Annotated in this window: 11 protein-coding genes; 2 read left to right on the top strand and 9 right to left on the bottom strand. The window is 74.5% G+C overall.

Annotated features, from left to right (window positions below; all coding sequences use genetic code 11):
* Positions 1-11: 11 nt before the first annotated feature.
* The 4 genes from ACZ4XJ_RS11775 to ACZ4XJ_RS11760 all read right to left on the bottom strand — a co-directional run bounded on the left by ACZ4XJ_RS11775 (position 12) and on the right by ACZ4XJ_RS11760 (position 5,659).
* Positions 12-500 (bottom strand): DUF6328 family protein, encoded by a 489-nt coding sequence (locus ACZ4XJ_RS11775; RefSeq protein WP_362876491.1) that lies wholly within the window; start codon positions 498-500, stop codon positions 12-14.
* Positions 501-531: 31 nt separating this feature from the next.
* Positions 532-3,012: a SpoIIE family protein phosphatase gene (locus ACZ4XJ_RS11770; RefSeq protein WP_468496051.1), complete on the bottom strand. Its 2,481-nt coding sequence runs from the start codon at positions 3,010-3,012 to the stop codon at positions 532-534.
* A gap of 37 nt (positions 3,013-3,049) precedes the next feature.
* Entirely contained in the window at positions 3,050-4,159 is a 1,110-nt protein-coding gene (locus ACZ4XJ_RS11765; protein ID WP_468496050.1) for a carboxylate-amine ligase, read from the bottom strand.
* Positions 4,160-4,252: 93 nt separating this feature from the next.
* Positions 4,253-5,659, bottom strand: coding sequence for an NADP-dependent succinic semialdehyde dehydrogenase (locus ACZ4XJ_RS11760; protein WP_362876488.1), 1,407 nt, complete (start codon positions 5,657-5,659; stop codon positions 4,253-4,255).
* A gap of 179 nt (positions 5,660-5,838) precedes the next feature.
* On the opposite strand from ACZ4XJ_RS11760, the gene ACZ4XJ_RS11755 reads away from it, so the two are divergent.
* A complete protein-coding gene (locus tag ACZ4XJ_RS11755) occupies positions 5,839-6,018 on the top strand; it encodes a CsbD family protein (RefSeq protein WP_362876487.1) in 180 nt (59 codons plus the stop codon).
* Positions 6,019-6,116: 98 nt separating this feature from the next.
* On the opposite strand, the gene ACZ4XJ_RS11750 is transcribed toward ACZ4XJ_RS11755, so the two are convergent.
* Entirely contained in the window at positions 6,117-6,920 is an 804-nt protein-coding gene (locus tag ACZ4XJ_RS11750) for a LysR family substrate-binding domain-containing protein (protein WP_362876486.1), read from the bottom strand.
* Positions 6,921-6,978: 58 nt separating this feature from the next.
* Between ACZ4XJ_RS11750 and ACZ4XJ_RS11745 the strand changes: the two genes are divergently transcribed.
* Positions 6,979-7,386 carry a DUF5997 family protein gene (locus ACZ4XJ_RS11745; protein WP_362876485.1) on the top strand — a complete coding sequence of 136 codons (408 nt, stop codon included), beginning with the start codon at positions 6,979-6,981 and terminating at the stop codon, positions 7,384-7,386.
* A gap of 108 nt (positions 7,387-7,494) precedes the next feature.
* On the opposite strand, the gene ACZ4XJ_RS11740 is transcribed toward ACZ4XJ_RS11745, so the two are convergent.
* From ACZ4XJ_RS11740 to ACZ4XJ_RS11725, 4 genes are read right to left on the bottom strand one after another with little or no spacing between them, the layout of a single operon-like run.
* On the bottom strand, positions 7,495-8,886 hold the full coding sequence (locus ACZ4XJ_RS11740) for an ABC transporter ATP-binding protein (RefSeq protein ID WP_468496049.1): 1,392 nt from the start codon (positions 8,884-8,886) through the stop codon (positions 7,495-7,497).
* Entirely contained in the window at positions 8,883-9,695 is an 813-nt protein-coding gene (locus ACZ4XJ_RS11735; protein WP_362876600.1) for an ABC transporter permease subunit, read from the bottom strand. Before ACZ4XJ_RS11735 ends, ACZ4XJ_RS11740 begins: the two co-directional genes overlap by 4 nt.
* 38 nt (positions 9,696-9,733) lie before the next feature.
* Complete coding sequence (locus ACZ4XJ_RS11730; protein WP_468496048.1) at positions 9,734-10,687, bottom strand: ABC transporter permease; 954 nt, start codon at positions 10,685-10,687, stop codon at positions 9,734-9,736.
* On the bottom strand, positions 10,684-12,237 hold the full coding sequence (locus tag ACZ4XJ_RS11725) for an ABC transporter substrate-binding protein (RefSeq protein WP_468496047.1): 1,554 nt from the start codon (positions 12,235-12,237) through the stop codon (positions 10,684-10,686). The genes ACZ4XJ_RS11730 and ACZ4XJ_RS11725 overlap by 4 nt, the downstream gene beginning before the upstream one ends.
* Positions 12,238-12,256 lie beyond the last annotated feature (19 nt).

Raw genomic sequence — 12,256 nt, 5'->3', positions numbered from 1 at the left:
ACCGGCGGCGGTCAGTCGTCCTTGGTGTGGTGGAAGCGCGCCCACATCGGCAGGACGAACCAGCACAGCAGGTACCAGGCGATGACCCCGCTGACGAGCCAGGGCACGAAGGCGTCGTGGGTGGCCACCCGCAGGATCAGGAAGAGCGCGCCCACCAGGGTCGCGAAGAGCAGCACGAGGCCGACGGCGGTGAGGCGGGAGGCCCAGGCGACCGCCTGGGGTTTCATGTGGCGGCCCGTGACGATGCGGTGGAAGACGACCGGCGCTATCAGCGCTCCGGTCGCGAGGGACCCGAGGACGACGGTGACGATGTACAGCGTCTTGTCGGTCTGCTGCAGTCCCTGGAAGTGCGGTGTGAACACCACGGTCAGCAGGAATCCGAACAGGATCTGCACGCCGGTCTGGGCGACCCGTATCTCCTGTACGAGTTCCTCCCATTGCCGGTCCGCGCGCTCCGCCGGGCTCTCACTACGGCCGTCATCAGGGGCGGCTCTTCTCATTGCTCCTCCATCGCTCCGCGTCAGGGGCCGCCTACCCGCAGGGGGCGGGCCCATGCGGCGCCTTCTCGTCGCCGCACGGGTCGGGGTCGTCCGCGGCCGGGACGTGGAGGTCCATGACGCAGATGTCGTCCCGGTGCCCCGGGCGCAGCGCGGCCAGGCTGCGCGCCAGGCTCGCTCCGTGGCCCTCCTCCACGAGTCGGCGGGCGGTGGCGGCGAGCCGGGCCAGGCCGAGGTCGATGTCCTCCCCCGGCTCCTCCACGAGCCCGTCGGTGTAGAGCAGGAGGTGGTCGTCGGGCCGCAGGTCGAGGGCGGTCTGTTCGTAGACGGAGCCGAAGTCGGCGCCGAGGAGGGCGCCCGTGGGTTGGGGCAGGAAGCCGGCGTCGCCGTCGCGGATCAGCAAGGGGGGCAGGTGTCCGGCCCGCACCCAGGTCAGCCGGCGGTCCCAGGGCCGGTAGCGCCCCATGATCATGGTGGCGGTGGCCCCGTGCGTATCGGTGGCCGTGTGCAGCAGGAGGCTGTTGAGCCGACTCAGGGCATCGGGCAGTTCCGAGCCGGTGACGATCATGCCCTTGGCGGTGAACCGCAGTTGGGCCATCGTTCCGACGGCGTCCAGGCCGTGGCCGGCGACGTCCCCGAGGACGAAGAGGGCGCTGTCGTCGGGAAGTCCGATGGCGCTGTACCAGTCGCCGCCGACGTTCACCCCGCTGTCGGAGGGCAGGTAGGCGACGTCGACGCACAGTCCGGCCAGCTCCAGGGACTGTTCCTGCAGGGGTAGCAGCGCGTGCTGGAGCCGGGCGGCGAGGATCCGTTCGGCCTGGAGCATGCCGCGCTGGACCAGGACGGCGCGCTCGCTCTCGCGCAGGGCGAGTTCGGCGTCGCGCTGCGCCGAGAGGTCCTGGAAGAAGCCGTGCACCTCGACGGGGGTACCGGCCGCGTCGGTGCCGGCCTCGGCGACGATCCGCAAGTGGCGGATCCCCTCGGCGGTGGTGACGCGGAAGTGCTCGTCGACGGCCCGACCCTCGCCGAGGAGTCGGCGCACGGCGCCGCCCAGGCGCGGCAGGTCGTCCGGCACCAGGTGCAGGTGGAGTTCCTCCAGTGGCATGGGGCCCTCGGCGGGGTCGCGGCCGAAGATGACGTAGACCTGTTCGGACCAGTTGATGGTGTTCGTGACCAGGTCCCAGTCCGCCCAGCCGAGGTTCCCCAACCGCTGCATGTCGGCCGGCCTCCGGGCCTCCCGGTCGCTGGTGTCGAGGCGGATCCAGGACACGACCAGGCGGCCTCCCAGCCGGGTCGCCCGCACCGCGTACGAGGATTCGCGCGGGACTCCGGAGGTCACCTCGTGGTAGGTGAAGGAGGGACCGTCGTAGTCGGTTCCGGTGGTCAACGTGTCCAGGTACCCCTCCCACAGGTCGGTGCCCGCGACGGTGGGGTACGTCTCCAGGACGCTGCGGCCCACGAGCTCCTTGCCCCGCCGGCCGGCCACGTCCACCGAGGCGGGGGCGGCCGCGTCGATCCGGAAGTCCTCCACCTCCCCGGCCTCGGACCGCAGCGGGGTGAGGAGGATCACCGCGCCGGAGAGCGCGTCGAGGATCCGCTGGACGGCGGCCACGTCCGCCTCTCCCGCCGGGTCGGGGACATCGGGTCGGCGCAGGTCGCGCAGCGGGCCCGCGCACATCCGGGCGGCGCGCCGCAGCAGGAGCCGGGTGTCGGTGGTGAACGGGGCCCGGCGGGTCCGGAAGAAGCCGACGGCGGCGGTCGCGGGGCCCTCCGCGAACACCGGGACCCAGGCACGGGAGGGCCAGCGCTCGGGCGGGTCCCCGATCAGGTGGTAGCGCTGGGCATCGTGCGCGGGGTCTTCCAGCCAGACCGGTTCGCGTCCCGCGAGGGCGACCATGGCGGCGACCCCGCTCAGCGGCGGAACGTGCCGCCACTGCTCGGCGAGGGCCTCGCTGATGCCGGCGGCGCCGGCCAGTTCCAGGCCCCCGGCCGGCGCCGCGGTGTAGATCATCACGGCGTCGACGTCCTCGGCCCCGCCGAGTACGGCCACCAGCAGCCCCGCGACCTCGTCGGCCCCGTGCACCCCGGCCAGGCCGTCGGCGAGCCGGGCCAGCAGGGGACGTCGTACCCCGGCGGTGCGGCCCGGCCGGGAGAGGTGGCGCCCCGGGTCGAACGACGACGGGTCCGGCGCCGCGCCCGGCGTGCCCTCAGCGGGGCCGGCGTGCGCTTCGGCGGAGGCGCCGGGGCGGGTGCGCAGGCCTCCGAGGGTGATCCAGCACTCCTCCATCAGGGTCCGCCCGCGCCGGTCCGCGCGCCGCAGCAGCATCGCGTACGCCGTGTCGGCGCTCACACCGGACCGCGCCATGAGCACGCCCTTGGCCCGTTCCAGGACGGCCGCCGTGGAGGCGACCGCCTCCGCGGCCTCGGCCTCGGCCCGCAGCCTCGCCACGATCCTGGCCAGCGCCAGGACCTCGGGTGCGGCGCCGTCGTCGGGAGAAGCGGGATCGCCCTTCATCCTTCGAGCATGGCACGCGAAGGCCGGTGGGGGCGGTTCAGCACGGCAGCGGAACGTCCACCGGCGCCACGGCGAGGCGGTCGACGACGGCGGTCAGGCTGCCGGTGGCGGCGAGGACGGCCCGCTGCCGGCTCGCGCCGGTACCCCGACGGCGCAGCCCCTCCCACAGGGTCCGGGCCAGGTCCAGGTCCCCGGCCGCCGCCAGCCCGGGGGCCGCGCGGTCCAGGAGCCGTTCGACGAGCAGCTCCGCGGGCAGCTGTCCGCGGCCGCACGGGTCGGCGCCGGGGCCGTCGAGGCCACCCTGCGCCGCGAGGGCGTGCGCACCCCACAGCCGGTGCGGCGGAACCGTCGGGGGCGGCACCCCGGCGTCCACGTCCTCCAGCAGGACGGCCGCCAGGCCCCGTACGAGGGCGACGGTGAGGATCACGGTGTCCAGGTCGGCGTTGACGTCGGAGACCCGGATCTCCAGCGTCGGCACGTGCTCCGAGGGGCGGGCGTACCAGTAGAGCATCCGGCGGTCGAGCAGCACTCCGGCGGCGACGAGCCCGTCGACGTGGGCCAGGTAGCGCGCCTCGTCGACCACGGGCGGCGGTCCCACCGTCGGCCAGCAGGAGAAGGCGACCGAGCGCCAGCTGTCGTGCCCGGTGTCGCGGCCCGCCATGAGGGGCGAGTTCCCGGTCAGGGACTGGAGCACGGGCAGCCAGGGCCGCATGTGGCTCGCCAGGGCGAGGGCCCGCGGCCGGTCCAGGGTGCCGACGTGGATGTGGCAGCCGCAGACGGCGGTGAACCCGTCGATCAGGTGCGCGGAGCGGCGGGCCATGCGCCGGTAGCGCTCCTCGTCCGTCACCGTCAGGGGCTCCAGCGGCGCGATCACGGGCACTCCGGAGGCCACCGGCAGGCAGCCCGCGGCGCGGGCGGCGCGCGTGGTGCTCTCCCGCAGCAGCGACAGCTGCCGGCGCAGGTCCGCGCAGTCGGTGGTGGGCCGCGTGCAGATTTCCACCTGGGCGTCGTAGAACTCGCTCTGGACCAGCTCGCCCAGCTCACGGGCCGCCGCGCGGATCACCTGCGGCCCCCGGTTCACCGGGGCCCTGGTGCCCCGGTCCACGAGGAGGTACTCCTCCTCGACTCCCACGGTCGGAACGTCCACGGGATCTCCTTGTCGAATGCGCAGAACGCGCCGAAGGACCGGACTCGGGCGGCGCCTACCCTCCCGGCGCCCCCGCACTCCCCCCTCCAAGGGTCACGCCCCGTCGGTCTCCGCGGCCCGCCAGACGGTGGTGATGTTGCAGAATTCGCGGATGCCGTGCCCGGACAGTTCGCGCCCGTACCCGGAGCGTTTGACGCCGCCGAAGGGCAGCGCGGGATGCGAGGCGGTCATGCCGTTGACGAAGACGCCGCCGGCCTCCAGGTCGCGGACGAACCGCTCCACGTCGGCGTCGTCGCGGGTCCAGACGTTGGAGCTGAGCCCGAAGGGCGTGTGGTTGGCCCGCTCGACGGCTTCGTCGAGGTCGGCCACCCGGTAGAGGGTGGCGACGGGCCCGAAGGTCTCCTCCAGGTCGATCCGCATCTCCCCGGTGATGCCGGCCAGGACCGTCGGCTCGTAGAACCAGCCGTCCTCGTGGCCCGGCGGGCGGCGCCCGCCGCACAGGACGGTGGCGCCTCGGCGCACGGCGTCGTCGACGAGTTCCTCCACGTCCCGGCGGCCGCTCTCGGTGGCCAGCGGGCCGACGTCGGTGGTGTCGAGCATCGGGTCGCCCACGACCAAGGCCTTCATGCCCTCGGTGAACAGCTCGGCGAACTCGTCGTGGACGTCGGTGTGGACGATGAACCGCTTCGCGGCGATGCAGGACTGCCCGTTGTTCTGGACGCGTGCGGTGACGGCCGTACGGGCGGCGCGGGCGACATCGGCCGAGGGCATCACGACGTACGGGTCGCTGCCGCCGAGCTCCAGGACGGTCTTCTTGACCTCGTCCCCGGCCGCGGCGGCGACGGCGCGACCGGCGGGTTCGCTGCCCGTCAGGGTGGCCGCCGCGACCCGCGGATCGCGCAGGACGGCCTCCACGGCTCCCGAGCCGATCAGCAGGGTCTGGAAGCAGCCCCGCGGGAAGCCCGCCCGGTGGAAGAGGTCGCCCAGCCAGAGGGCGGTCCGGGGGACGTTCGAGGCGTGTTTGAGCAGGCCCACGTTGCCCGCCATCAGGGCGGGCGCGGCGAACCGTACGACCTGCCACAGCGGGAAGTTCCAGGGCATGACGGCCAGGACCACGCCGACGGGGCGGTACACGACCCGGACGGACGAGGCTCCCGCGTCGCGCACGTCGGCGTCGGTGGGGTGCTCGTCGGCGAGGAGGCCCTCGGCGTGCGCGGCGTACCAGCGCATCGCCTTGACGCACTTCGCGGCCTCGGCCCGGGCCGCCGCCAGCGGCTTGCCCATCTCGGTCGTCATGGTGCGGGCGACGGCTTCCGCCTCCTCCTCCAGGAGGTCGGCCGCCCGGGACAGCAGCGCGGACCGTTCGGCGAAGCCGGTGCGCCGGTACGTGGCCGCCGTACGCGCCGCCTCGGCCAGGCAGGCCTCGATGCCGTCGGCGTCGAGCGGGTCGAAGGTCCGCAGCGTTCGGCCGTTCGTCGGATTCACGGTGGCGATGCTCATGGTCCGCCCTTCCTCGGAGGGAACCGCCCCATAGACCCTGCCCGCCGGGCCGGCGCCGCGCAACGCGGGGGCCGGTACCCGGGTGTTCCTACGGGCGCCGCGCCGCCACGGATTGCGGGCCGTGCGGAGCCGACGCATGGTGGGCAAGCAACGTCCCCCCAGGAAGGAACGACCCCGTCATGGGCAAGGCAAAGGCGAAGGCCAAGCAGGTCAAGGGCACGATGAAGGAAACCGCGGGCAGCGCGATGGACGACCGCCGCATGGAAGCGGAAGGCGGTGCCGAGCGGATGAGCGGCAAGGCCGAGGAGACGGTCTCGAAGGCGACGGACGCGATGAAGAAGTCCAAGGGCCGCCACTGACGGAGCGACCCCCGGTGACCGGCGCCCCCGTGCGGGGGCGCCGGTCACCGGCACGAGGTCCCGGTGTTCCGGTGGTCGGCGTTGCGGTGCGGCGCCGGCTACGGACGGCCGCGCGGCTTGCCGCGCTTGGCCGCCTTCGGCGCCGCGGAGCCGCCGCGCGGGTTCTTGCCCGTCTGCTTGCCGCCCGACTTCCCGACGGTCTTCCCGCCGGCCCGTCCCGCGGCGCCCTTGCCCTTTCCGGCGCTCGCGTCGGGGCGCTTGCGCTGCTGCTTGGGCTGCGGCGGCGTCGGCGGGCGGCCACGCGTGCTGTTCACCGTCCGGCCGCGGACGATGCCGATGAACTCCTCGACCAGGTCGGTGGTCTTCTCCTCCGGCCAGGACAGCGCGATCCGGGACTCCGGGGCGCCCGTCACGGGCCGGTAGGTGAGGTCCTTGCGGTGGTGCAGACGGGCCAGGGACTGGGGGACGACGAGGACGCCGATGCCCGCCGCGACCAGTTCGATGGCGTCGGCCGTGGTCTCGGGGCGTTCGAAGGCCGGCTTGCCCGGCAGGGTCTCCCAGCCCAGGACGTCGTCGAGGGGGTGCAGCACGATCTCGTCGGCGAGGTCCCCGGTCGACACCTCTTCCGCCGAGGCCACCAGGTGGTCCTTGGGGATCACGACCACGGTCGCCTCGGTGTACAGCGGGATCGCGCTGAGATCGCTCCGGTCGACGGGCAGCCGGACGAAGCCGGCGTCGGCGCCGTTGCCGCGCAGCAGGTCGAACGCTTCGGCGGCCGGTACTCCGACGAGGGTCAGGGGGACGTCGGGCAGCCGCTCGTTCCAGATCCGCACCCACTTGGTGGGCGTCACTCCCGGGACATAGGCGAGCCGGAACGAAGGGGAAGTTTCCGAGCCTGTCACCCCGCCAGGTTACCGGTCGTGGTCGGAGGTGGCGCACACGCTCGATACCCTTGACCCCATGACGTCGCACCAGAGCACCCAGACGATGAAGCCCGCCACCGCGGCGAAGAAGCTGGGTGTGTACCTCGAAGCCACCCCCGCCGAGTTCCAGGAGGGTGTGGTTTCGCGCACCGAGCTGAACGCCCTCCAGACCGATCCGCCCGCGTGGCTGGTCGAGCTGCGGCAGAACGGTCCGCACCCCCGCCCGGTGGTCGCGGCGAAGCTCGGCGTCTCCATCGCCGGTCTCGCGCGCGGTGGGGTCACCGAAGCCCTGACCACGGAGCAGATCGAGGCGCTGAAGCAGGAGAGCCCCGAGTGGCTCCAGAAGGAGCGCGGCACCCAGGCGGAGGTCCGCAAGGAGACCGTCCGCATCAAGGAGAAGCAGGCCGAGAAGGCGGAGAAGGCGCAGCGCGCCCAGCAGCAGTAGTGGGGGCGGCGGCCACCACGCCGCCCCTCCCCCGGTCCCGGCCGACCGCGGTCGCCGGGGACCGGACCGGTCGGTGATCGGGCCGCGCCCACCGCGCGGTTTCCGGGATCACCTGCCGGTCAGCGCCCGGGTGAGGGCGTGCCGGGGCGCGCCGAGCAGGCGGTGCGCCGGGCCCTCCTCCACGACGCGGCCCGCCTCCAGCACCGCGACGCGGTCCGCGAGGGCGGCGGCGGCCGCCAGGTCATGGGTGATCAGGAGCAGGCCGAGGCCGCCCCGGTCCCGCAGCCCGGCGAGCACGTCGAGGACGGCCTCCCGCGTGACGGGGTCGAGGCCCGAGGTGATCTCGTCGCAGACCAGTACGTCCGGCCGGGCCGTGAGGGCCCGGGCGAGGGCCGCCCGCTGGAGTTCGCCGCCCGAGAGGCCGCCGGGGCGCCGGCCCGCCTGCTCCTCGGTCAGTCCCAGCTCCGCCAGGGTGCGCAGCGCCTCCTCCCGTGCCCGATCCGGGGTCGCCCCGCGCAGGCGTACGGCGGTGCGGGCGACCTGGTCCCGCACGGGCCGGTATTCGTCGAAGGCGGCCTTCGGGTCCTGGAAGACGTACTGGACGGCCGCCAGTTCCGCCCGGCTCCGGGACCGCACGCCGCGCGGCAGGGGGGCGCCGCGCCACAGGATCCGGCCGTCGTGGTCGGTGTGCAGCCCGGCCAGGCAGCGGCCCAGGGTGGTCTTGCCGCTGCCGGAGCGGCCGATGAGGGCCAGGCACTCCCCCGCCGCCACCTCCAGTCCGATGCCGTCGAGCGCCGGCGCGGCGCCCCGTCCGGTGCCGTAGGCGGCCGTCAGGTGCCGCGCCTCCAGGCGTACGGGTCCCCGGGCGCGGGCGGCCCGGGCGGCGGGCGGTGGCTGCGGGGAGGGGGGTCCGAGCACCGAGCCGGCCGGGCCCCGGGCCACGACGCGGCCCCCGCCGAGGACGACGACCTCGTCGGCGAGCTCCCGCACCACGTCCAGATCGTGGCTGAGCAGGACCACCGCGACGCCCCGGGCGGCGACGATCACGCGGGCGCCCCGCAGCAGTGCCTGGGCCAGGACCACCCGTTGCTGCTGGCCCCCGGACAGTTGGTGGGGGAAGCGGCGCAGGACGGTTCCCGGGTCCGGGATCCGGGCCGACAGCAGGGCCTCCTCGACCCGCGCGCGGACCTCCCGGCGGCCGCCCCCGCCGAGGGCCGCGACGTCGCGCAGCAGCGCTCCGGCGCGGCGGGCGGGATTGAGGGCGGCCGCGGGGTGTTGGGGCACGTAGCCGACCGCGTCGGCGGTGACGACGCGGCCCAGGACGCGGGCGCCGGGCGGGTACTCGCCCAGCAGGGCCAGGCCCGTCGTGGTCTTGCCGCTGCCGGACGGGCCGACGAGGGCGGTGACGCGGCCCGCGCGGGCGCTGACGTCGACGCCGTCGACGACGGCGCGGCCCCCGATCTCCACGCGCAGGTTCCGTACTTCGGCGACGACGGTCATCGCGGTGTCCCCTTCCGGTCGCCCCGCGCGGGCGCGAGGGGGTGCTGCTGCGCGGCGTCGAACAGCAGGTTGGTGCCCATGGACAGGGCCGCGACGAGCAGCGCGGGCAGCACCACGGGCCACGGCACCAGGAGCAGGCCGGGCCGGTTGCGGTCGACCATGACGGCCCAGTCGGCGGTGTCGGGTTGCACTCCGACGCCGAGGAAGGCGGCCGTGGCCACCAGGTACAGCGAGCCGGTGAGCCGGATCCCGACATCGGCGGCGAGGGTGCGGCGCATGGCGCGGGCCACGTACCCGACGGCCGTGCGCCACCAGGTCTCGCCCTGGGCCCGTAGGGCCTCGACGGCGGGCCGGGCCGCGATCGCGACGGCCGTCGCGTGCACGACGCGGGCCGCGTCGGGTACGGCGGCCAGCCCGACCAGGACGGTCATGCCGACCGGCCCGGGCGTGAGGGTGGCCGCGACGAGCAGCACCAGCAGCAGGGAAGGAACGGCGATCACCACGTCCAGGGGCCGCATCAGCGTCTCTTGGAGCCAGGTGCGGCGGGTGAGGGCCGCGCACAGCCCGAGCGGGATGGCGACGAGGTGGGCGAGCGCGGTGGCCGCCAGGGCGACGAGGACGACGGAGCGGCCGCCGAGGAGGACCTGCCGCCACGCGTCGCGCCCCGCGAAGTCGGTGCCGATCCAGTGGTCCGGACCGGCGGCGAAGGACACCGTACGGGCGCCGGCGGGTCCCGCGAACAGCGGTCCGAGCAGGGCGAGCAGCAGCGGTACGGCGATCAGGGCGAGGGCGGGGCCGTACCGCGCCACCCGGGACGGGTGTGACGCGGGGAGCGGCCGGGGCGGGTTCACGCGGCGGCCTCCGACCGGGGGGCGAGGCGGCGGGCCACGAGGTCGGCCGCGAGGTTGACCAGTACGGTGACGACCCCGAAGACCACGGCGAGGCCCTGGACGACGGGTACGTCCCGGGCGGCGACGGCCTCGATGAGGACGGTGCCCAGGCCCGGCACGACGAACAGGGCCTCCACGACGATGACCCCGCTGAGCAACCAGTCGCAGGTCCGGGCCAGTTGCTGGCCGGCCGGGGCGAGGGCGCCGGGCAGGGCGTGGGTCCAGCGGATGCGGGCCTCGCCGACGCCGAGGCGCCTGGCCTGGGCGGCGTACGGGGAGGCCATCGCGTCGATCATCCCGGCGCGGACCAGCCGGCTGATGGAGCACACCGGCCGGGACAGCAGTACGAGCACGGGCAGGACCAGGACGGCGGGTTCGGTGCGCGGATCCGTACCGAGGGCGGTGGGCGGCAGCCAGCCGAGCTCGACGGCGAACAGGGCGGCCAGCAGGATCCCGAGGGCGAACTCCGGGACGGCGTGCACGGCGAGGGTGCCGGCGCTGACGGTACGGTCCAGCGGGCCGCCCTCGCGGCGTGCGCAGAGCACGCCCAGCCCGCCGGCGACGGGGAGCAGCAGTGCGAGGGTGAGGGCGGCGAGGAGCAGGGTGGGGCCGGCCCCGGCGGCGAGGTGGTCCGTGACGGGGCGGCCCGTGACGAGTGAGGTGCCGAGGTCGCCGTGGAGCAGGCCGGTGATCCAGTCCAGGAGGCGTTCGCCGGCCGGCTGGTCCAGGCCCAGGGTGGTGCGGATGCGGTCGATGCGCAGGGAGTCGGGTTGGTCGCCGGCCAGGACCACGGCCGCGTCGCCGGGCAGGGCTTCGGTGAGGGCGAAGACGAACAGGACGACGGCCGCCGTCTGCCCGAGGCCCAGGAGCAGTCGGCGGCCGGCCCAGGACCGGTGGCGGGTCGCGCTCACGCCAGCCAGGTCCGGTCGAAGCGGGCCCAGTCGAGGGTGTTGGCGGGGGCGTCCTTCGCGATTCCGCGGACCTTGGTCGAGGTGGCCACGATCCAGTCGGCGAAGCCCCAGATCAGGAAGCCGCCCTCGTCGTGGAGGCGGCGTTGGATGCGTTCGTGGAGGGCGGTGCGGCGCTGTTCGTCGCGGGTGGACTGGGTCTGCTGGTAGAGGTCGTCGAAGTCCTTGTGCCGCCATTGGGTGGCGTTGGTGGTGGATCCGGTGAGGAGTCGTTGGGAGAGGTGGGATTCGATGGGCATGGCGCCGGACCGGTAGGAGGCGAAGGTTCCGGTGGACAGGATGTCCTTCCAGTAGGTGTCCTTGTTGCCGATCTTGATCTCCACGGTGACGCCGGCCCGGGCGGCCTGGTCCTTGAAGATGCCGGCGGCTTCGACGAAGCCGGGGGCGGCGGGGGCGGTGTCGAGGGTGACGCGCAGTCCTTCGGCTCCGGCCTCCTTGAGGAGGGCGCGGGCCCGGTCGAGGTCCTGGGTGCGTTGGGGCAGGGCGGAGGCGTAGTAGCGGCAGCCCTTGCCGAACAGGTCGTTGCCGACCGTGCCGGCGCCGCCGAGCGCCCCGTCGACGAGTTCCCGGCGGTCGGCGATGAGGAAGAACGCCTGGCGGACCCGTTTGTCGTCGAAGGGGGGTCGGTCGGTCTTCATGACGAAGCCCTGCATGGCGCTGCCGGGGAGCCGGACGACGTCGATCCGGCCCCTGCCCTCGTGGCTGCGGGCGGTGGCGGGGACGAGTTCGTGGGCGTACTCGACCTGTCCGCCCAGGAGCGCGTTCACCCGGGCCGATTCCTCCGCGGCGATGACGAACTCCAGTTCGTCGAGGTGGGGGGCGCCGTCCCAGTAGGTGTCGTTGCGGCGGACCAGGAGGGATGCGCCGGGCCGGAAGGAGACGAAGGAAAAGGGTCCGGATCCGACGGGGCGGTCGAAGGAGGTCGCGCCCTCGGGGACCACGTACGCGCCGAACGCGGCGAGCACGTTGGGGAATTCGGCATAGGGGCGCTTGAGGCGGAACTCGACGGTGGTCGGGTCGACTGCCCGGCCGGCGGCGAGGTCGATGGGTTCCAGGGAGGCCTTGGCCCGGAAGGTGCCCCGGGGGTCGGCGATGCGGCGGTAGCTGTACAGGACGTCCGCGGCGGTCACGGGCCGGCCGTCGTGGAACCGGGCCCGGCGCAGGGTGATCCGCCAGGTGTCGAGGGCCTCGTTGGACTCCCAGCCTTCGGCGAGGCGGGGGACGGCGGACAGGTCGGCTCCGAAGTCGGCGAGTTTGTCGAACAGGGCCTTGGCGCGGGCCGCGTCGACGAACAGGTTGGCCGCGTGCGGGTCGAGGGTCTCGGCGGCGCCGCCCCCGGCGAAGGCGGCGCGCAGCCGGCCGCCGCGCCGGGGCGGGCCGGCGGGGCCGTCGGTGGCCGGGGCGCCGGCGCATCCGGTGGCCAGGACGAGGGCGCCGGCGCCGCCCGCGATCAGGAACCCGCGCCGGGCGAGGACGTTGGGCTGGTCGTTCATGGGGTGGTGTCTCCGTTGT

The organism is Streptomyces sp. NPDC029836, from assembly GCF_055574495.1.
This window is presented reverse-complemented; position numbering and strand designations above follow the sequence as displayed.